The sequence below is a fragment of the Halorubrum californiense DSM 19288 genome (genome assembly GCF_000336875.1).
GTDB lineage: Archaea > Halobacteriota > Halobacteria > Halobacteriales > Haloferacaceae > Halorubrum > Halorubrum californiense.
The window spans coordinates 41,562-61,631 of the sequence record NZ_AOJK01000009.1 but is presented as its reverse complement, the minus strand read 5'-3'; the positions used below and the strand labels follow the sequence as shown (position 1 = coordinate 61,631).

Annotated in this window: 16 protein-coding genes, 1 other RNA gene and 2 pseudogenes; 9 read left to right on the top strand and 10 right to left on the bottom strand. The window is 69.6% G+C overall.

All coding sequences use genetic code 11. The features are described from left to right. Positions 1-151: 151 nt before the first annotated feature. An RNA gene (gene ffs, locus C463_RS17345) (signal recognition particle sRNA) lies at positions 152-463 on the bottom strand. Between the two features lie 48 nt (positions 464-511). After that, positions 512-925, bottom strand: coding sequence for a DUF7548 family protein (locus tag C463_RS01325; RefSeq protein WP_008440378.1), 414 nt, complete (start codon positions 923-925; stop codon positions 512-514). Positions 926-1,087: 162 nt separating this feature from the next. On the opposite strand from C463_RS01325, the gene C463_RS01320 reads away from it, so the two are divergent. Continuing rightward, complete coding sequence (locus C463_RS01320; RefSeq protein ID WP_008440377.1) at positions 1,088-1,546, top strand: hypothetical protein; 459 nt, start codon at positions 1,088-1,090, stop codon at positions 1,544-1,546. A 36-nt stretch (positions 1,547-1,582) separates the two neighbouring features. Here the strand turns inward: C463_RS01320 and C463_RS01315 are convergent, their stop codons facing one another. Both C463_RS01315 and C463_RS01310 read right to left on the bottom strand, forming a co-directional pair. Then, positions 1,583-2,608, bottom strand: a complete 1,026-nt coding sequence (locus tag C463_RS01315) for an aldo/keto reductase (RefSeq protein WP_008440376.1) — start codon at positions 2,606-2,608, stop codon at positions 1,583-1,585. Positions 2,609-2,751: 143 nt separating this feature from the next. Further along, a complete protein-coding gene (locus tag C463_RS01310; RefSeq protein WP_008440375.1) occupies positions 2,752-3,396 on the bottom strand; it encodes an FAD-dependent oxidoreductase in 645 nt (214 codons plus the stop codon). Positions 3,397-3,786: 390 nt separating this feature from the next. Between C463_RS01310 and C463_RS01305 the strand changes: the two genes are divergently transcribed. The 4 genes from C463_RS01305 (at position 3,787) to C463_RS01290 (ending at position 9,023) form a co-directional block, all read left to right on the top strand. After that, positions 3,787-5,544, top strand: a complete 1,758-nt coding sequence (locus tag C463_RS01305; protein WP_008440374.1) for a 2-oxoacid:acceptor oxidoreductase subunit alpha — start codon at positions 3,787-3,789, stop codon at positions 5,542-5,544. Positions 5,545-5,547: 3 nt separating this feature from the next. After that, positions 5,548-6,411, top strand: coding sequence for a 2-oxoacid:ferredoxin oxidoreductase subunit beta (locus C463_RS01300; RefSeq protein ID WP_008440373.1), 864 nt, complete (start codon positions 5,548-5,550; stop codon positions 6,409-6,411). A 128-nt stretch (positions 6,412-6,539) separates the two neighbouring features. Beyond that, positions 6,540-7,775, top strand: coding sequence for a digeranylgeranylglycerophospholipid reductase (locus C463_RS01295; protein WP_008440372.1), 1,236 nt, complete (start codon positions 6,540-6,542; stop codon positions 7,773-7,775). A gap of 84 nt (positions 7,776-7,859) precedes the next feature. Then, a complete protein-coding gene (locus C463_RS01290) occupies positions 7,860-9,023 on the top strand; it encodes an acyl-CoA dehydrogenase family protein (RefSeq protein ID WP_008440371.1) in 1,164 nt (387 codons plus the stop codon). A gap of 53 nt (positions 9,024-9,076) precedes the next feature. On the opposite strand, the gene citZ is transcribed toward C463_RS01290, so the two are convergent. The 5 genes from citZ to alaS form a co-directional block, all read right to left on the bottom strand. Further along, positions 9,077-10,222, bottom strand: a complete 1,146-nt coding sequence (gene citZ / locus C463_RS01285) for a citrate synthase (protein WP_008440370.1) — start codon at positions 10,220-10,222, stop codon at positions 9,077-9,079. A 176-nt stretch (positions 10,223-10,398) separates the two neighbouring features. Then, entirely contained in the window at positions 10,399-12,288 is a 1,890-nt protein-coding gene (locus C463_RS01280; protein ID WP_008440369.1) for a PINc/VapC family ATPase, read from the bottom strand. Positions 12,289-12,364: 76 nt separating this feature from the next. Then, positions 12,365-13,081, bottom strand: coding sequence for a type 1 glutamine amidotransferase (locus C463_RS01275; RefSeq protein WP_008440368.1), 717 nt, complete (start codon positions 13,079-13,081; stop codon positions 12,365-12,367). A gap of 105 nt (positions 13,082-13,186) precedes the next feature. After that, a complete protein-coding gene (locus C463_RS01270) occupies positions 13,187-13,990 on the bottom strand; it encodes an alpha/beta fold hydrolase (protein ID WP_008440367.1) in 804 nt (267 codons plus the stop codon). A 15-nt stretch (positions 13,991-14,005) separates the two neighbouring features. Further along, entirely contained in the window at positions 14,006-16,786 is a 2,781-nt protein-coding gene (gene alaS / locus C463_RS01265) for an alanine--tRNA ligase (RefSeq protein ID WP_008440366.1), read from the bottom strand. 233 nt (positions 16,787-17,019) lie between these two features. On the opposite strand from alaS, the pseudogene C463_RS01260 reads away from it, so the two are divergent. The 4 genes and pseudogenes from C463_RS01260 to C463_RS01255 all read left to right on the top strand — a co-directional run. After that, positions 17,020-18,717: pseudogene (locus tag C463_RS01260) on the top strand (histidine kinase dimerization/phospho-acceptor domain-containing protein); the annotation flags it as partial. Between the two features lie 118 nt (positions 18,718-18,835). Then, positions 18,836-19,102: pseudogene (locus C463_RS20250) on the top strand (ATP-binding protein); the annotation flags it as partial. 59 nt (positions 19,103-19,161) lie between these two features. Further along, positions 19,162-19,440, top strand: coding sequence for a signal recognition particle subunit SRP19 (gene srp19, locus C463_RS18315; RefSeq protein ID WP_004596410.1), 279 nt, complete (start codon positions 19,162-19,164; stop codon positions 19,438-19,440). 2 nt (positions 19,441-19,442) lie between these two features. Next, entirely contained in the window at positions 19,443-19,673 is a 231-nt protein-coding gene (locus C463_RS01255) for an H/ACA ribonucleoprotein complex subunit GAR1 (RefSeq protein WP_008440364.1), read from the top strand. Here the strand turns inward: C463_RS01255 and C463_RS01250 are convergent, their stop codons facing one another. Then, entirely contained in the window at positions 19,674-20,003 is a 330-nt protein-coding gene (locus C463_RS01250) for a hypothetical protein (protein WP_008440363.1), read from the bottom strand. Between the last annotated feature and the right edge of the window lie 67 nt (positions 20,004-20,070).

Here is a 20,070-nt window from a genome sequence, read left to right as displayed (position 1 = left end):
CCGAGGAGCGCAGCGAGCGTACGGCGGCCTCGTGGCTGGGGCTTCGGAGGGGTTCGGGGCAGTAATGTCGATCGCGTATACGATTTTGACTGTCACACCACCGACCACAATACGATGGCGCTTCCGCTCACGAGACGAGAATCGGTATGAATGGCGGACAGGCGGGGTAGCCCGACGTTCCGGCACGGGGTATCCCGATTGCCTCCTCCACCCCGCGACCCGACGAGCGACGGGCGTCCGGCGGTGGGCTGCTCGCTTCCGCGCCTGACCCAGTGTCGCCGACGAACCGCGACGGATCGCTCCTGCGAGCGAGCGCCGCGGACCGCTGTCCCCGGCGGACGAGGCTTCCACGTTGGCTCTCGGGGCCCGTGCCGGTCTGACCGGACGTGCCCGCTGTTCGGTCCCCGCTGAAGACTGCCTCACGGGTGACGAGCGGGGCCTAACCGCCCGACCTAGTCCGCTCGACGATATTCGGGTGCGGCATAAGGGCCTTTCGTTCGGCGGCCGGTTCCTACGTCAACAGCGCCCGGGCGTACGCCGCGGCGGCGAGGGGCACGGGGACGGACAGCGCGACGACGGCGCGCGCGTGCCACACGAGCCAGAGGTGGTCGCGGAACACCGAGCTCGGCTCGACCGCCAGCGCCCACGTCGCCGCGCTCGCGGTCGTCGCGACCCCGAGGACGACCGCCGCGCCGGCGAGCGTCCCGGGGTCGACGTTCCCCCGCTCGACGGAGGCGATGACGACCGCGGACAGCAGCGCGAACAGCGCGATTCCGGTCCAGCCGACGACGCCGGACGCGTAGTAGGTCGCCAGTTGGCTCGCGTACTCCGGCCCGGTGATGACCGCGTACGGCGCGACGAGCGCGACGACGGTGACGACGGCGGCGGCGATCCCGACGCGACGCGAAACGGCGCGGAGGTCCATACCCGCCCTCGGAACGGAACCGCGGTAAAAGGACCGGATCGGAGCGGACGCGGCGGCCGAGCGCGCGGATCGGAGCGGACACGACGGCCGAGCGTGCGAGCCGACCCCCTCGCCGCGCTCCGTTCCCGTAGGGTTTTGCCCCGGCGGCGCCCATCTCCGGGCATGTCACTAGACGTCGACCCGCCGGAGCCCCCCGAACTCGCCGCCGTCGACCCGAACGAGTACGAGGACGCCGAGGTGGCGGGCGGGGAGTACCGCCGCGACGACCTCGAGGAGTTCCTCCGCGAGGGTGCGTGGGAGGAGGCGTTCGACGAGTGGGCCGCGGGCAGCGACATGGACGAGGACGACTGGCGGATCGCCGTCGACCTCGGCCTCGTCTCCCGGTTCGACTTCTTTTGGGACGACTTCGCCGACCGCGTCGGCTACCACGCCCCGGGGCTCCCCGAGGACTGGAAGGAGCGCGACCTCCACCCCGACCTCGACTCGTGGGGGACCGTCTCCGCGATCAACGCGGGGCTCACGGAGCTGGGACAGATCGTCTGCGAGACGCTCAAGGAGGAGTACATCGACTGGGAGGCCGACTTCGACGCGCCGGACGACCTCCCCGACTTCGAGACGTAGCGCGAGGCGCCCGCTCGATTTCTCCCGTCCCGCCCCTCAGTGTCCCCAGAGGTTCCCGTCCGGGTCGTAGCGCGCGTCCATGATTCGGTCCCACTGGGTGTCCGAGAGGTCGAGGTCGGCCGCCGCGACGTTCTCGTCGAGCTGGTCGACCGTCCGCGCGCCGACGATGGGGACGCAGGTGAACTCGTCCCACTCGGTGAGCCACGCCAGCGCGACCTGCGCGGGCGTCGCGTCGAGTTCGTCGGCGACCGCGCGAACTTCATCGAGCACCTTCCAGCCGCGCTCGGAGAGGTAGAAGCGCTCGAACCGGTCGTCGAAGCTCGCCCGGGAGCCGTCGGGCGCGATCACCTGATCCGGGTCGTCCGGGTCGGCGCGCTCGTACTTCCCGGTGAGGAACCCGCCCGCGAGCGGGGAGTACGGGCAGACGGCGAGGTCCTGATCGATACAGACGTCGAGGTACTCGCTCACGTCCTCGTAGTAGCCCGCGTGGTGGAGCGGCTGGACCACGTCGAAGCTCGCGTAGTCGTTGATGTCCGCGGTCCACTGCGCCTTCGTCAGCTTCCAGGCCGCCATCGTCGACGCGCCGAGGTGGTGGACCTTCCCCTCGGCGACCAGCTCGTCGAGCGCGCGCATCGTCTCCTCGATGGGCGTCTCCTCGTCCCAGCGGTGGATGTAGTACACGTCGAGGTAATCGGTGTCGAGCCGGTCGAGGGTGCCCTCGATCTGCGCGCGGATGTGCTTCCGTCCCAGCCCGGAGTCGTTGGGGCCGGGCTCGCCGCGCCCGTCGAACGGGAAGTACACCTTCGAGGCGATCACGTAGTCCTCGCGGTCGCGGTCCGCGAGCCACTCGCCGATGTACGTCTCGCTCTTCCCGTTCGGCGTCCCGTACACGTTGGCCGTGTCGATGAAGTTGATTCCGCGGTCCGCGGCCGCGTCGAGGAGCTCGTGCGACTCCTCGCGACCCGTCTCCACGACGCCGTTCGTCTCGCGCCCGAACCGCCACGTCCCGAAGCAGAGCTCCGAGACGCTGAGTCCCGTGTCCCCGAGTCGCCGGTAGTCCATACCCGCACCTGTCGGGGGAGTACGTAAAGCGTGGCGGCACCGGCGGACGAGGCCGCGACGAGGAGGGATTCGCCGACCGACCGCGACGGGGAAGGATTCGCCGAGCGCGCAGCGCCTTCGTCGCGGCCGTTCGGCGACCGCGGCTACCCGAAGTTCTCGACCTTCGCGGCGTCCGCGTCGCCGCCGGCCGCGTCGACGGCGGCCTCGGCGTCGGCGACGAGGTCGGCGAACCCGTAGACGAAGGTCGTCTCGCCGTCCGCGCCCGTCAGGGCCTCGCCGACGGCGTCGGTCAGGGGGTCGTCCGCGTCGAGCAGCTTGACCGCGGCGCCCCGCTCGCGGAGGGCGTCGATCCGGTCGGCGTGGGCGACATCGTCGTCGCGGTAGACCACCGCGGCCTCGGCGCCCTCGTCGAGCGCGCGCTCCGCGATGGCGACCGCGGGGCCGACCCCGGGACCGCCCGCGATCACGACCGCACGGGCCTCGCCGTCGTAGTGCTGGTCGCCGAACGGGCCCGAGAGCGTCATCTCGGTACCGGCCTCGGCGCCCGAGAGGAACGCCGAGAACTCGCCGCCGTCCTCGGGGTCGATGCCGACCGTGACCTCGAACGTCTCGCCGACGCGGGGCGACGAGAGCGTGTAGAAGCGCGCGACCGACTCGCCGTCGATCTCGGTGCCGAGCTTCACGAACTGTCCGGGTTCGGCCGCGAACCCCTCGGGCGCGCGGAAGCGAAGGGCGTACGTGTCGGGGCCGACCGACTCGACCGACTCGACCGTCGCTGTCGTGTCCATACGTCGGATCGGCGGGGGAGACACAAACCCCTTCCCGTCGGCGTCGGTCCTGCCCGTGTCGAAACCCAGTGACGCGTCGCGCCCCCACTCGACATGTCCGCCCTCGCCACACGCCCGCCCACGCCACACGCCCGCCCACGCCACACGCCCATCCTCGCCGACGCGTCCGGGAGGGGCCCAATAATTCGATGATCGTCGAAAACGGGTCCGACGCGAGGGGTCGATCGTGAGGAAACTGGTGGATGTTTGTTCAGTTATTTTCGTATAGAAGCCGGATATAGAGCATAGAGTTGACAATATTCGCGAGAAAAATCGTATTCGTCCAGAAACACCTCGGTGGCTCCTTCCAGAAGCCTTTTGATGAGTCCGCCGGAACCTTGCCCATAGCACATGGCCGCGGATTTCAACTGGGCTGTCGGCGGAGAGGCCGGCGACGGCATCGACTCGACGGGGAAGATCTTCGCACAGGCGCTTTCCCGCGCGGGTCGGCACGTGTTCACGTCGAAGGACTTCGCATCGCGGATCCGAGGCGGGTACACCGCCTACAAGGTGCGGACCTCCGTCGACAAGGTACAGAGCGTCGTTGACCGGCTCGACGTGCTGATCGCGTTGACCCCCCGGACGATCGAGGAGAACCTCGACGAGCTCCACGAGGGGTCGGTGATCATCTACGACGGCGAGCGGACCACGATGCAGGACGTCGAGATCCCCGAGGAGATGATCGGGCTCGACGTGCCGCTCAAGAGTCTGGCCGAAGAGGCCGGCGGGGCGATCATGCGGAACGTCGTCGCGCTCGGCGCCGCCTGCGAGGTCGCCGAGTTCCCCATCGAGAACCTCGACTCGGCGCTGGAGAAGCGGTTCAAGGACAAGGGACAGAAGCTCGTCGACAACAACAAGGAGGCCGCCCGCGCGGGCCGGTCGTACGTCGCCGACGAGTACGACCACGAGTTCGACTACGACCTGGAGACCACCGACGAGGACTACGTCCTCCTCAACGGCGACGAGGCCATCGGGATGGGCGCCATCGCGGCCGGCTGCCGCTTCTACGCCGGCTACCCGATCACGCCCGCGACCGACGTGATGACGTACCTCACCGGCCGCATCGAGCGGTACGGCGGTCACGTCGTCCAAGCGGAAGACGAGCTCTCCGCGATCAACATGGCGCTCGGCGCGGCCCGGGGCGGCGCCCGCGCGATGACGGCGACCTCCGGGCCGGGGATCGACCTGATGACCGAGACGTTCGGGCTCATCGCCACCTCGGAGACGCCGCTCGTCATCTGTAACGTGATGCGCTCGGGCCCCTCGACGGGGATGCCGACGAAACAGGAGCAGGGCGACCTGAACCAGATGCTGTACGGCGGCCACGGCGAGGTGCCGCGGTTCGTCCTCTCCCCCACGACCATCGACGAGTGCTTCTGGAAGACGGTCGAGGCGTTCAATCTCGCCGAAAAGTACCAGCTCCCCGTCTACCTCACCGCCGACCTCTCGATGGCGGTCACCGAGCAGACGTTCTCCCCGGAGACCTTCGACATGGACGAGGTCGAGGTCGACCGCGGCAACGTCGTCGACGAGACGACGATCGACGACCACATGAACGAGTCGGGCGGCTTCCAGCCTCACGAACTCACCGACGACGGCATCTCGCCGCGGGCGTTCCCCGGCACGGCCGACGGCGCGCACATGTCCACCGGCCTCGAACACGACGAGCAGGGCCGCCGGACGGAGGACACCGACATGCGCGTCGCGCAGGTCGACAAGCGCAACCGGAAGGTGGAGACGGCCCGCGAGCGCGAGGACTGGAGCCCGCGCGAGTTCGGCGACGCGGACGCCGACGACCTCGTGATCACGTGGGGGTCGAACGAGGGCGCGCTCGCCGAGGCGGTCGAGATCCTCGACGACGAGGGGCAGGACGTGCGGGTCCTCTCGGTCCCGTACATCTTCCCGCGGCCGGACCTCTCGGCGGACGTCGAAGCGGCCGAGACGACGGTCGTCGTCGAGTGTAACGAGCAGGGACAGTTCGCGGACCTCGTCGAGCACGACGTGCTCGAACGGGTCGACCGCGTGAACAAGTACAACGGCGTGCGGTTCAAGGCCGACGAACTCGCAGCGGAGATCAAGTCGACCCTCGCAGAGGGGGTGGAGGCGTAACCAATGAGCTCAGACATTCGATTCACCGACTTCAAGTCCGACAAGCAGCCGACGTGGTGCCCGGGGTGCGGCGACTTCGGCACGATGAACGGGATGATGAAGGCCCTCGCGGAGACGGGCAACGACCCCGACAACACCTTCGTCGTCGCCGGCATCGGCTGTTCCGGTAAGATCGGCACGTACATGCACAGCTACGCGCTCCACGGCGTTCACGGGCGCGCGCTCCCCGTCGGGACCGGCGTCAAGATGGCCCGGCCCGACATCGAAGTGATGGTCGCCGGCGGCGACGGCGACGGCTACTCCATCGGCGCGGGCCACTTCGTCCACGCCGTCCGGCGCAACGTCGACATGACGTACGTCGTGATGGACAACCGCATCTACGGGCTGACGAAGGGTCAGGCGTCGCCGACCTCCCGCGAGGACTTCGAGACGTCGACGAGCCCCGAGGGCCCGAAACAGCCCCCGGTGAACCCGCACGCGCTGGCGCTCGCCTCCGGCGCGACGTTCATCGCGCAGTCGTTCTCCTCGGACGCGCTCCGCCACCAGGAGATCATCCAGGAGGCCATCGAGCACGACGGGTTCGGCTTCGTCAACGTCTACTCGCCGTGCGTCACGTTCAACGACGTCGACACGTACGACTACTTCCGCGACTCGCTGGTCGACCTGAAGGAGGAGGACCACGACCCGACCTCCCGTGAGGACGCGAAGGACGTCATCCTTGACAACGAGAGGGAACACCAGGGCGTCATCTACAAGGACGAGTCGTCGGTGCCGTACCACGAGCAGCACGGCGTCGACGAGGACATGTCCGTCATCCCGGACGGGGCCCCCGAGAGCGCGACGGACCTCGTCCGCGAGTTCTACTGAGACCGCCCGAGGAGGCCGGGGCGATTCCGACCTCTCTCGACGGCCAAAACCGGCCGAACGAGCGGGTTCTCGCGGATTTTTCGGCAAGTTTCAGCAAGCCTAATTAGCTGGGTCCGCAACTGGCGTGTATGGTTGATCGCTACGACGTCGCTATCGCCGGGGCCGGTCCGGCGGGCGCGCAGTGCGCCCGCGACCTGGCCACGCGCGACTACGACGTCGTCGTCTTGGAGACGGAGTCGGAAGACGAGTTCCCGCGACAGAGCAACAAGTCGACGGCCGGCACGTTCCCGTCGATGATGTCCTCGTTCGGGATCCCCGACGATGTCGTGATGTCGTACACCGACGACGTCGTGTTGGAGTCGCCCAACGAGTACTACGAGAGCTACCAGCCGGGGGCGGTGTTGGAGTTCGCGGAGTTCAAGCGGTTCCTCGTCGCCGACGGCCGCGAGAACGGCGCCGAGTACCGCTTCGACGCGCGAGTCTCGCGGCCGATCCTCGACGACGACGGGGTCATCGAAGGGGTTCGGTACAACGGCGACGAGGAGGTGTACGCCGACGTGGTGATCGACGCCACCGGCCCGGCCGCGCCGCTCGCGAGCGCGCTCGACGTCGTCGACCTCGAACGCGAGAACCAGGCGATCGGTATCGAGTACGAGATGGAGGGCGTCGAGATGAACCACCCCGAGTACGCCGACCTCCGGCGCGCGATGATGCTCCGCCTGGACCACGACATCGCGCCCGGCGGCTACTCGTGGATCTTCGCGACCGGCGAGGACACCGCGAAGGTGGGGATCTGTTACATCCAGAACGACCGGCACCGCGAGTTCGCTGAGGCGGGGAAGACCGTCGACGGCTACCTCGACGACTGGGTGAGCCGCGACCCACGCTTCGCAGACGCCGAACAGATCGACGAGAAGGTTCACCGCGGCTCCGCACACATCCAGATGCCCGACCAGATGCACACCGACCGCTTCCTCGCGATCGGCGACACGGTCCCGTCGATCGATCCGCTGTGGGGCGAGGGGATCCACAAGGGGATGAAGTCGGCCCGCGCCGCGGCGGCGACCGTTGACCGGTGTCTCACCGACTCGAAGCGTCGCCTCGACGCGGAGAGCCTCGAGGTCTACGAGCGGCTCTGGCATCGAGACGTGGCCCCGCGGATGAAGGCGCGACTGATGCTCACGCGGCTGTTGTATCTCGCTCCCAACGACCGGTACGACCGGTTCATGCGCGACCTGCGTCAGACCGACGACAACGCCCTCGAAAAGGCGAATCAGGGCGACAAGAGCGCGATGGCGAAGCTCCTCCACCTCGACGACATCCCGCTGCTCGCGAAGTTCGCCCGCGAGCGGTTCGGGGTCTGAGCCGGTCGAGCGAGAGCGGCGGAGCGAGCGCGCGGTCGCGACGACGGCGAACCGCTTTTGTCGACGCGACGCCCACGAACGATCATGCTCGATTACGTGGGGCTGGAGGCCGACCTCGACGAGGAAGCGCGGCTGATCCGCGACACCGCCCGCCAGTTCGTCGACGAACAGGTCCGCCCCGACATCGGCGATCACTTTCAGGCGGGGACGTTCCCGACGGACCTGATCTCCGAGATGGGCGACCTCGGCTTCTACGGCTCGAACCTCGACGGCTACGGGCTGCCGAACGTCTCAGAGACCGCTTACGGCCTCCTGATGCAGGAGCTGGAGGCGTGCGACTCCGGGCTCCGGTCGATGGCCAGCGTTCAGGGGGCGCTCGTGATGTACCCCATCCACGCGTACGGCAGCGACGAACAGAAGGAGCGCTGGCTGCCGGACCTCGGTACCGGGGAGGCGGTGGGCTGTTTCGGACTGACGGAGCCCGACCACGGGTCGGACCCCTCGGCGATGGAGACGACCGCGGAGCGCGACGGCGACGGCTACGTCCTCAACGGCTCGAAGACGTGGATCACGAACGCCCCCATCGCGGACGTGGCGGTGGTCTGGGCGCGCGACGCCTCCGCCGAGGGGCGGCCGGTCCGCGGATTCCTCGTCGAGACCGACCGCGACGGCGTCACCACCAACGAGATCGACGATAAGCTCTCGCTGCGGGCGTCGATCACCGGCGAGATCGCCCTTCAGAACGTCTCGGTCCCCGAGGAGAACGTCCTCCCGGGAGTAAACGGCATGAAGGGACCGCTGTCGTGTCTCACGCAGGCGCGCTACGGGATCGCGTGGGGCGCGGTCGGCGCCGCGCGCGACTGCTTCGAGCAGGCCCGCGAGTACGCGCTCGACCGCGACCAGTTCGGCGGCCCGATCGCGCGGTTCCAGCTCCAACAGGAGAAGCTCGCGGAGATGGCCACTCAGATCACGACGAGCCAGCTGCTCGCCCACCGGCTCGCGGAGCTGAAAGAGCGCGGCGACCTCACGCCCAAGCACGTCTCGATGGCGAAGCGCAACAACGTCCGGATGGCGCGCGACCAGTCGCGGATCGCCCGCGAGATGCTCGGCGGCAACGGAATCACGACCGACTACTCGCCGATGCGCCACATGGCGAACTTCGAGACCGTCTACACCTACGAGGGGACCCACGACATCCACACGCTGGTACTCGGCGAGGACCTGACGGGGATCGCCGCGTTCGAGTGAGGAACGGGAACGAGGAGACGGGGAAACTCGGTACGCGTCGCGCGCGAACTCCGTTACCGCTCGTCGAGGGGGACGAACTCGGAGTCCTCGGGACCGGTGTACCGGGCGCGCGGGCGGATGAGGCGGTTGTCCTCCTGGTACTCGGCGACGTGGGCGATCCAGCCGCCGACGCGGCTCATCGCGAAGATGGGCGTGTACATGTCGACCGGGATGCCGAGCGAGTCGTAGACGGAGCCGGAGTAGAAGTCCACGTTCGGGGCGATCCCCTTCTCGACGAGCCCCTGGTCGGTGAGGTACTCTTCGATCGCGGTGGTGTAGTCGAGCCACTTCGTGTCGCCCGACGACTCCGAGAGGTCGCGAAGCTTCTCTTCGAGGATCTTCGCGCGGGGGTCTTTCACTTTGTAGACGCGGTGGCCGAACCCGGGGATGCGTCCGCCGTCGTCCCGCTTGTCTTTCACCCACTGGACCGGATCCTTCGAGGAGGCGTCGATCTCGTGAAGCACCTCCATCACGTCCTGATTCGCGCCGCCGTGGAGGGGACCGGAGAGCGCGCCGATACCGCCGGTGACGCCGGAGTAGACGTCGGCCATCGTCGAGCCGATCACCATCGCGGTGAACGTGGACGCGTTGAGCCCGTGGTCGGCGTGGAGCGTGAGCGCCATGTCGAACGTCTCCTCGCTCACCGCGTCCGGCTCGGTCCCGGTGAGCATGTAGAGGAAGTTCCCGGCGTGCGAGAGCTCCGGGTCCGGGGCGACGGGCGCTTCGCCCTGCCGGACGCGCTCGAACGCCGCGAGGACCGTCGGGATCTTCGCCGTGATCCGACGGCCCTGACGGAGGGTGGCCTCGCCGTCGTCGTCGCTCTCCTCGTCGGGGTCGTACGCGGACAGCATCGACGTCGCGGTCCGGAGCGCGGCCATCGGGCGCTCGCCGGCGTCCGCGAGCGCGCGAACCGTCTCGATGACGTCGTCGCCGACATCGCGCTCCGCCGCGAGGTCGACGGCGAACGAGTCGAGCTCCGCGGCGGTGGGCAGGGAGCCGTGCCACAGCAGGTACAGCACCTCCTCGTAGCTCGCGCCCCGCGCGAGGTCCTCGATGTCGTACCCGCGATACACGAGCTTTCCGACCTCGCCGTCGACGTAGCTCAGATCCGACTCCGCGACGAGGACGCCTTCGAGCCCGCGTTTTAACTCATCGGCCATACCACGTCGTTCCGACCAACAGCAAAAAAGCGTTATCTTTCAGGAGGAATACGATACGTCGATCGTGGTACGTCTCCGCGTCGCACGACGACGTGACAGGGTTCGGAAACGTCCGCGTCGGGTCGCGAGCGGCCCGGACGGCCGTCGTCTCGGCGCGCCGCCGGACGGCTCTCGTCTCAGCGCGCCGGGACGACCGTCACGGTCCGGTTCCGGTCGATCGCGTCCTCCAGTTCCTCGGCGATGGCGGAGCCGCGGGAGACCTGGACCTCGCCGCCGCGCCCGACCGTGGCGGTGAAGAGGTACTCGCCGTCGGCGCGCACCTCGACCGTCTCGCCGACGCCGTCGTCGACGTCGATGACGACGTGCCGGGAGGTTATCTCCGGCGCGACCACCGTCCCGCGCTCGGCGCCGACCTGCCCGTCGCCGCGGCCGTTCTCGGCGGCGCCGCCGGCGGGGCCGCCTCCCGATCCGCCCGGCTTCTCGTCGTGCGTGCGGACGTCGATGTCGATCCCAAGCCGGTTCTCGATGTCGGCGATGCGGCCGCCGCCCTTCCCGATCACCGTGCCGATGTCGCCCTCCGTGACGTAGACGACCGCCTCGTCGTCGCCGTTGAGCGTCACGTCGACGCGGCCGTGCGCGACCGACTTGATCTCGCGTTCGATCTCCTTTTTCGCGATGCGGCCGACGCCGGACTCGCTCTCGGCCTCGCCCCCCTCCTCGTCGAGCGGGACGGTGACGACCTGCCGGTTGAACGTGTATATCTCGTACTCCGGGGTCCCCGTCTCGAAGTTCGTCACCTGAATGACCGGACGGGCGAGGTCCTCGGCGGTGAGCCCTGCGGGCACCTTCACCTCCGTGGTCACGTCGTAGACGGTGTGGACCTCGCCGGCCTCGATGTAGACGACGGTGTCGACGATCTGGGGGATCATCCCGAGTTCGACGCGGCCGACGAGCCGCTGGAGCGCGTCGATGGCGCGGGAGGCGTGGACGACGCCGACCATCCCGACGCCGGCCATCCGCATGTCCGAGAACACCTCGAAGTCGTTCGTCTTCCGCACCTCGTCGTAGATGGTGTAGTCGGGCCGGACGAGGAGGAGGGAGTCGGCGGTGTTCTCCATCTCGCCGCCGAGCGCGCCGTACTGGGTGATCTCCGGGCCGACCTGGAGGTCCCGCGGCTTCTCCATCGTCTTCACCGCGTAGTCGCTGTCGTTGAGGAACTCGGCGACCGCCTGCGCGAACGTCGACTTGCCGGCGCCGGGCGACCCCGAGATGAGTACGCCGCGCTTCCGCTCCGTGAACCGGTCGCGCAACTCGTCGGCGAACTCGTAGTCGTCGAGGGTCGTCTTCGCGATGGGGCGGACCGCGGTGATCTCGATGCCGTCCGCGAAGGGGGGCCGCGCCACCGCGATCCGGTAGTCGCGGAACTGGACGATGTCCATCCCGTCGTCGGAGAGTTCGATGAACCCCTCGCTCGACTGGCGGGCCAGGTCGACGATCGAGTTGGCCCACTCGCGCATCTGCGCCTCGTCGGTCGGTCCCTCGTCGATCTCGACGTAGCGCATCTCGCCGAGCGTCCCGCGCTTCGCCTTCGGGACGGTGTCCGTCTTGAGGTGGACGGACATCGTCTCGTCGGTGAAGAACTCCTGAATCGGCAGGTCGTCCACGACGCCGCGGGCGACGGGTTCGACGTACTCGACGTCGAGCCCCTTCGCGCGGGCGACCTCTGCCTGGACCACGTCGCTGGAGAGCAGCGTCGCGTCGTGGTCGGCGGCCAGGTCGCGGATCAGCGCGTCCACGTCGCCCTCGTGGGCGTTCGAGCGGGCGTCGCCGCTGGCGCGCTCGCCGACGTACCGCAGCTCGATCCGCTCGTCGTCGGCGAAGTCGGCGAGCCGCTTGAGCTCGCTCAGCCCGTCCCAGCCGGATTCGAGCCCGTCGTTCGCCTGCGACTCCAGTTCGCCCACGACCGCCTCCGGGACGAACACGGTGACCGACTCGTAGGTCCCGTCCGCGACGCGTTCGGACACGCGGCCGTCGACGACCGCGCTCGTGTCCGGTACTACGTTCATATCGAGGATCGGTCCGGGAACGGTATAAGCGTGTTCGACCGGGGGCCGCGTACCGAGACCGCGGCGACGGCACCGATCAGTCGTCCGCGGCGACCGTTTCCGCCTCGCCGGCCGCCAGCCGCTCGGCGTAGGCGGTGAAGTTCTCGAACAGCTTCTTCGCCTCGCAGGCGGCGTCGTACGCCTCGGGCGTGATCGAGTCGAGGACGCCGTCCACGCGGGCGTCGCCGATCTGATCCCGCTTGCCGTCGGTCACGTCGCGGGCGGTCTCGACGTCGTACTCGGGGTGGAACTGGACGCCCCAGCAGTGGCCGTCGCGGAACGCGTGGACGCCGCGGTCGTTCTCGGCGAGCAGCGTCGCGGACGGCGGCAGTTCGACCACCGCGTCGCCGTGGGTCGTGAAGGCAGTGAACGACTCGTCGATCCCCTCGAACAGCGGGTCCCCACGGACTTGGCGGATCTCGTTGTAGCCGATCTCGAACCCGTCCATCCCGGCGACGCGGCCGCCGAGCGCCTCCGCGAGCACCTGGTGGCCGTAACAGACGCCGAGGACCGGGACGCCGGCCGCGGCGGCCTCGGCGACGTAGTCGACGAGCGGTGGGATCCACGCCTCGTCCCAGTAGACTGAGGAGCGCGACCCCGTCACCACGACGCCGTCGAACTCGGTGTGGTCGGGGAGGTCTCCCGCGACGGCGTCGAACTCGACGAGGTCGGCGTCGATCTCTCGCCGGAAGTTCCGACGGGTGTTCGCGCCGTCGTGGGCGGCGTTCAACAGAGCGAACCGAAGGTGAGTCATTGACCAAACGGAGACGGGAGAGTCACAAAACGATTGCGGCGCCGGACACGCCGGCCGACGACGCGGACGGGGCGCTCGCCCGCCGGAGTATGCCGCACGCCGGTCCTACTCGAACCGGTCGGTCGCGTGTTCGGCGAGCCAGCCGACGAGCAGGTCGTTGACCGCGGCCGACGCCTCGACGCCGACGAGGTGCCGGGCGCCCTCGACGGCGTGGAACTCCCCGCGGGGGAGCCCCTCCGCGAGCGTCTCGCCGGCGGTGACCGGACAGGCGGTGTCGCCGCTCCCGTGGACGACGAGCGCGGGCGTCGTGACCTCGAAGAGCGCGTCGGCGAGGTCGAATCCATCGACCGCGGCGCGGTGCGCCTCGTACGCCTCGCGGTCGGCGTCCTCCGCGACGCGCCACTCCGCGATCCGCGAGAGCGCGTCCGGGTGCGCCTCGCGGAAGTCGACCGAGAGCAGCCCGGAGAGCGACCCCTCGACCGCCGCCGGGTCGGCCGGGTCGGCCCAGACGCCGTCTGGGTTGTAGGCGTCGCCCGCAGGTGGCGTCCCCACGAGGGAGAGGCTTGCCGGCCGCGAGGTGGTCAGCGCGGCGGTGAGGGCGACCATCCCGCCGAGCCCGTAGCCGACGAGATGGGCGTTCCGGATCCTCTCGGCCGCGCAGACCGCGTCGAGGTCGGCCGCGAGGTCCTCGACTCGGTAAGGGCCGGGCGGCGCGTCCGACCGACCGACGCCGCGCGTCTCCGGCGTGATCACCGTGTGCGGCCCCGCGAGCGCGGCGTGTTGCCAGCCGAACTGCCACGCGCCGAGGCCGACGTCGCCGCAGAAGACGACCGCCTCGTCCGGATCGCCGGCGTCGGGCGCGTCCACCTCGTACCGGATTTCGGTGCCGGCGTTGGTCGCGTACGGCATGGAAATCGCGGGTACTCAGGCCTCTTGTAGGCTGCGGAGGACGTCCGGCGCCGCGTCGAGCGCGTCGTCGAGGGCGTCGGCGTCCGGGCCGCCGCCCTGCGCGAAGTCCGGCGGGCCGCCGCCGCCGCCGCCGACGCGCCCGGCGAGTTCGGAGACGACCTGCCCGGCGTTCACGTCGACGCCGTCGGGGACGCCGACGACGAAGCTCGCGGAGCCGTCGGCGCCGCTGCCGATCACCGCGACCTTCCCGTCGTCGACGTGGGCGTTGGCGGTGGCGCGCAGCTCGTCGGCGTCGCCGTCGAGCCGCTGGATCACCGCCGTCGTCCCGGCGACCTCGACCTCCTCGGCGTCGGCGCCGCCGGCGGCGCGCGCGGCCGCGAGCTCCTCTTTGAGCGACTCGATCTCCTTGCCTCGGGCCTTCCACTCCTCGAAGAAGCGCTCGGCCGTCTCGGGCACGTCGAGCGGGTCGACGTCCAACACGTCGGCCGCGTCGTACAGCGCGTCCTCGGTGCGCTGGGTCGCCTCGACGGCGGCGGCGCCGGCGGCGAACGCGATCCGCTCGACGCCGTCCTGAACCGGCTCCGTTTTCAGCACCTTCACGGCGCCGATCTCGCCGGTCCGGTCGACGTGGGTGCCCGCGCAGGCCTGTACGTCGGCGTCGCCGACGTGGATCAGCCGGACGTTCGTTCCCGGCGGGACGCCGCCCTGATACAGGTCGAAGCCGTGTTCCGCCTCCGCCTCGTTGCGGTCGGGCCACTCCTGCCTGACGGGGACATCGTCGCGGACGAGTTCGTTGGCGACGCGCTCGATCGCCTTCACGTCCTCGCGGGTGATGCGCTCGAAGTGGCGCACGTCGAGCCGCGCGGAGTCGGTCCCCTTCTGTGCGCCCGCCTGTCGGACGTGGTCGCCGAGGACCTCGCGGGCGGCGTGGCCGATCAGGTGGGTCGCGGTGTGGTGCGCGCAGAGCCGCTCGCGGCGGTCGCCGTCGACCTGCCCCCTGACGAACTCGCCTTTCCCGGGGTCCGCGTCCGTGCGGTGGAGGACGACCCCGTCGGCCTCTTGGACGTCGGTGACGTCGACGGTCGTCTCGCCGACCGTGAGCTGTCCCCTGTCGGCCGGCTGCCCGCCGCCCTCGGGATAGAACATCGTCTGGTCCAACACGACGTCGTACCCCTCCTCGGCGTCGACCACGTCCAGGACGACCGCCTCGAACTCCGTGCGCCCCTGGTCGTCGTAGAACAGCTTCTCCGTCTCGGGGAGGTCGGCGAGCCGCTCGTCGCGCTCGTCGGCCGCCGCCGCGGCGTCACCCTCCTCGTGGCGGTCGGCGACGAGCGCGTAGAAGTCGTCGGGGACGTCGACGGTCGCGCCGCGATCGTCTGCGATGTCGGCGACCATGTCGGGCTGGATCCCGTGGGAGTCGTACAGCTCCAAGAGTTCCCCGGTCGGAATCGGTTCTCCAGCCCCGGCGTACTCGTCGGCGAGCTGTTCGACCTTGCGCGCGCCGCGCTCCAGCGTGCGCTCGTACTTCCGCTCCTCGCTGCGGACGATCTCGCGGATCGTGTCGCGGTTCTCGTAGCCGATCCGCTCGGCCTGCATGTCGACCAGCTCGTCGAGGGGCGCGTCGACGCCCACCTCGTCCACGAGGCGTTTCATCCGGCGGAGTACCATCCGGGCGAGATAGCCCGTGCCGACGTTCGACGGGACGATCTCGTCGCCGAACATGTACGCGAGCGTCCGCGAATGGTCGGCGATCGCGTAGATCGATTCGAGCGGCTCCACCAGTTCGCGCAGGCGATCCACGTCGACGTCGAGACGGTCGGCGATCTCGCTGCGGGCGGCCTCCACGTCGTCGACGTCGTCGATGTCGAGCCGGCCGGAGAGCTTCGCGGCGCGGTGGACGATCGATTGCTCCGCCTCCGTGTGTTCGATCCCCGCGTTCTCCTTCAGGAAGTCGATGGCGTCGGGGTAGATCGCCTCGTACACCGTCGCGGTCCCCTGGCTCATCCACGTCCACCGTTCGAGCCCGTACCCGGTGTCGACGATGTACGTGTCCATGAACGAGTACGTGTTCCCGTCTTTCATCTCGTAGTCGCCGTCGGGGTCCTGCTCCATACACATGAAGACGAGCGTCGCCAGCTCGGCACCCTTATAAATGACCTCGATGGCCGGGCCGGCGTTGCCGCCGCCGACCCACGGGTCCTCGATGTAGGTGATCGCCTCCAGATCGGCGCCGAGGCTCTCGAACAGCTCGTCGCAGTACTGGACCGTCTCGTCTTTCCAGTACACCTCGCCGTGGTAGGCGTACTCGTCCTCCTCGACCTCCTCGCGCGTGTTGAACGCGTGGTGGGCCATCATCTCGAACGCCATCGTGTGCCGGCCGGTCTTCCCGACGTTGTCGATGTCCTGCATCCGGATGCACGGCTGCGAGATGGTGAGTGGGTTCGCCGGCGGCGGCGTCTGCCCCGAGGTGACGAGCGGCTGGAAGTCGTAGATCGACGCCTGCGTCAGGAGGACGTCGTCCCGCCACCGGTTCGCGGCGACCGGGTACGGGTCGATCCGCTCGTGATCGTTCGCTTCGAAGAAAGAGAGGAACGCCTCTCGCATCTCCGACAGCGAGTGCGCCTCCGGGAAGCCCGGGTCGTCGATGAAGCTGTAGTCCTCGCAGGGCGGCTCGCCGCACAGTTCCCGCTCCGCGTCGCGGGTCCAGAAGTGCGCGCCACAGGAGGGACACTCCTTGCGCTCGAACCCCTCCTCCTCGAAGTAGTCGAGACGGTACTCCGCTTCGAGATCGCTCATTACACGAACGTGGCCCGTGTTGCTCCAAAAGGGTTCCGGGGTCGCTCGCGGTGCGCAACGGCGGCGTTCGGCCCCCCGAGCCGGGCTCGACGGCGGATTTTCGGACGGAGCGACGACGACCGTTCTCGTGGGCGACCGCGGACGCCGCGATCGGTCGGAAGCGCCCGACAGCGCCGCGTTCAGGCGATCGGTACGAAGATTTATACCCTCTGCGCGGCCTAGTACGTTCAATTGTGACTTCCGCGTTGGGCGAGCGCGCGTCGGTCCTCGTGCTCGACGACGACCCCGAACTCGCCGGCGAACTCGGGACCCACCTCGACGCCGAGCGCCGCGACTCCGGCGACGGCGGGGCGGCCGAGGCGCACGCCGCCGCCCCGGACGGGGTCGACGAGGCGCGGCTCGTCGGGGCCGACGTGACGGTCGTGGTAAACGAACCGGGGCTCGAACGGGTCCGGTCGGCCGACGGCGTCGGCGCCGTGGTCGCGTACGTCGACGACCCGACGGACCGGGTCGCGACCGACCCGCTCGTGGACGCGGTCGCCGGGTCGCCGGAGGCGCTCTCGGAGACGGTGTCGTGGCTGCTCGAACGGGCTCGGCGGTCCGTCGTCCGGTCGCAGCCGACGCGGACTCCCTCCCGGATCGAGCAGCTCAACGCCGGGATGACCGAACTCGCCGCCGTCAGGTCGGTCGACGAGGCGTACCGGGCGGCCATCGCGGTCGCCGAGCAGGTGTTCCCCGAGTACCAGTGCGTGGTCGCGGTCCGCGACGGGGAGTGGGTCGAGCCCGTGGTCGCCTCCAGCGGGACGCCAGTCGAGGACTGTAACCGCGTCCGCGTCGGCGCCGGCGTGGCCGGCAAGGCGGTCCAGACCGGCGACGCCTCCATCGCCCCGAATCCGAACCCCGAGAGCCGGTTCGACACGGTGCTCACCGTCCCCGTGGGCGACGACGTCGTCCTCCAGCTCGCGGCGGCCGCCGCCGACGAGTTCGACGGTGCCGACCGGCGACTGGCGGAGCTGCTCGGCTCGCACTTGGAGGAGACGCTCGATCGGATCGCCGTCACGGAGACGCTCCGGGGGGAGCGCGACAGGCTCCTCGCGTTGTTCACGAACGTCCCGGACCCGGCCATCGCCTACGACTACGTCGACGGCGAACCGATCGTCCGACAGGTGAACGACGCGTTCGAGGCGACGTTCGGCTACGAGGTGGAGACGGTCCTCGGCGAGTCCATCGACGAGTACATCGTCCCCCCCGACGCCGAGTCCGAAGCCGGCGAACTCAACGACCAGCTACGGCGCGGGGCGAACGTCCGGCGAGAGGTGACGCGGACCACCGTCGACGGGCCGCGCCACTTCATCCTCCACGTCATTCCGATCCACCTCGACGCCGCCAACGCGGCCGGATACGCCATCTACACCGATGTCACCGACCGGCGCGAACGCGAGGAGACCCTCCGGCGGCAGAACGAGCGGCTCGACGAGTTCGCTTCGATAGTCTCCCACGACCTCCGGAACCCGCTGTCGGTCGCGGAGGGGTACGTCGACCTCGCCCGCGAGACGGACGACACGGCCTCCCTACAGAAGGCCGCGGACGCGCTCGACCGGATGGACGAACTCGTCGCGGACCTCCTGTCGCTGGCCAGACAGGGGCGCTCGGTGGGGGAGACCGACTCCGTCTCGCTGGCGGACGTCGCACGCGAGGCGTGGGAGAGCGTCGACACCGGGAGTGCGACCCTCGACGTCGAGACGGACGCGAGCCTGGAGGCGAGCCGGACGCGGCTGTGCGAACTGTTCGAGAACGTCTTCCGGAACAGCGTGGAACACGGTTCCACTGGCAGCCGGACGGGGTCCGGCGACAGCGTGGAACACGGTTCCACTGGCAGCCGGACGGGGTCCGGCGACAGNGGAACACGGTTCCACTGGCAGCCGGACGGGGTCCGGCGACAGCGTGGAACACGGTTCCACTGGCAGCCGGACGGGGTCCGGCGACAGCGTGGAACACGGCTCCACGAGGGGTCGGGCAGAGCCCGACAACAGCGTCGAGCACGGCAGCGACGCCCCCGACGACCCGCTCTCGGTCCGTGTCGGGGAATTGGCGCGAGACGAGAACGGCGACTCCGCGGGATTCTACGTCGAAGACGACGGGATCGGGCTCCCGGAAGACGCCGACCGGGTGTTCGAGAGCGGCTTCACGACCGAGGAGTCGGGCACGGGGCTCGGGCTCGCCATCAGCGAGCGCATCGCCGAGGCGCACGGCTGGACCGCCCACGCGCTCGCGAGCGAGGACGGCGGGGCCCGCTTCGAGTTCCGCACGCCCTGACTGGCGTCGCGCGCGCGCCGGTCCGAAACGACCTTACGCCGCGCGCGAGGGTATCCGATATGGTCGAGAACGTCGTCTACCCCGCCTACTTCGACGCCGAGCTGTCACGCTCGGAGGGCCGCCGCGTCCCGACGGACCTGGCGGTCGAAGCGCCGACCGTCGACGAGATCGCGAAGGCCGTCCAGCAGGTCGGCTACGACGCGGTCGTCGAGCGCGACGCGACGTACTCCCGGGAGTTCGAGCCCCGCGGCTCCGTCGTGGTCAAGGGCACCGAAGACACCGCGAAGAACGACCTCGTTCAGGCGATCGCCGCGTACCTCGGCGTGCTGCGGGAGTAACCGTGCGGCGCGTCGGCACCGTCGTTCGCACGGCCGGCGGACTCGCGATCGCCCGCGGCGACGCCGGCGCCGAGCCGCCCCGGATCGGCGCGAGCGTCGTCGACGAGTCGCTCTCGACGGTTGGCCGCGTCGTCGACGTGTTCGGCCCGGTCGAGCGGCCCTACGTGGCCGTCACGCCGGGCGACGGCGTCGGGCTCGCCGCCCTCGTCGGCGGCAAGCTGTACGCCCGGTAGCTACGCGTCGCCCGCCTCGGGGTCGGCCCCCTCCGCCGGCCCGTCCGCCGCTTCCTCGTCGACGGCCACGTCGAAGTCGGCGAGCGTCTTGTCCGTGCGAGCGAGGCGCTCGGCGACCAGCAGCTTCTCCCGCCGCTCCAGCCGCTCCCAGTCGAACTCCGACGGCGGCGACGCCTCGAGCGACTCGAACCGCTCGATCACCGCCTCGTTGGCGAACCGCTCGAACGACCCGCAGTTCGGGCACGTCATCGAGAGGTGCGAGGTGTCGAACGAGCGGGTGACGGCGTGATCGAGACAGTTCAGACACCGATAGCTGCGCGTGCGAGGCACACGTAACGGAACGGTCCGAAGGAACGAGAATCTGTGGCTTCCGGGCGGGACGTCGGGGATCGAAACG

Coding starts and splice junctions, on each gene's coding strand:
- C463_RS01300 (WP_008440373.1), top strand. CDS start 5,548: ATGAGCTCAGACATTCGATTCACCGACTTCAAGTCCGACAAGCAGCCG.
- C463_RS01305 (WP_008440374.1), top strand. CDS start 3,787: ATGGCCGCGGATTTCAACTGGGCTGTCGGCGGAGAGGCCGGCGACGGC.
- C463_RS01290 (WP_008440371.1), top strand. CDS start 7,860: ATGCTCGATTACGTGGGGCTGGAGGCCGACCTCGACGAGGAAGCGCGG.
- C463_RS01310 (WP_008440375.1), bottom strand. CDS start 3,396: ATGGACACGACAGCGACGGTCGAGTCGGTCGAGTCGGTCGGCCCCGAC.
- citZ (WP_008440370.1), bottom strand. CDS start 10,222: ATGGCCGATGAGTTAAAACGCGGGCTCGAAGGCGTCCTCGTCGCGGAG.
- C463_RS01295 (WP_008440372.1), top strand. CDS start 6,540: ATGGTTGATCGCTACGACGTCGCTATCGCCGGGGCCGGTCCGGCGGGC.
- C463_RS01270 (WP_008440367.1), bottom strand. CDS start 13,990: ATGCCGTACGCGACCAACGCCGGCACCGAAATCCGGTACGAGGTGGAC.
- C463_RS01275 (WP_008440368.1), bottom strand. CDS start 13,081: ATGACTCACCTTCGGTTCGCTCTGTTGAACGCCGCCCACGACGGCGCG.
- C463_RS01320 (WP_008440377.1), top strand. CDS start 1,088: ATGTCACTAGACGTCGACCCGCCGGAGCCCCCCGAACTCGCCGCCGTC.
- C463_RS01280 (WP_008440369.1), bottom strand. CDS start 12,288: ATGAACGTAGTACCGGACACGAGCGCGGTCGTCGACGGCCGCGTGTCC.
- alaS (WP_008440366.1), bottom strand. CDS start 16,786: ATGAGCGATCTCGAAGCGGAGTACCGTCTCGACTACTTCGAGGAGGAG.
- C463_RS01315 (WP_008440376.1), bottom strand. CDS start 2,608: ATGGACTACCGGCGACTCGGGGACACGGGACTCAGCGTCTCGGAGCTC.
- srp19 (WP_004596410.1), top strand. CDS start 19,162: ATGGTCGAGAACGTCGTCTACCCCGCCTACTTCGACGCCGAGCTGTCA.
- C463_RS01325 (WP_008440378.1), bottom strand. CDS start 925: ATGGACCTCCGCGCCGTTTCGCGTCGCGTCGGGATCGCCGCCGCCGTC.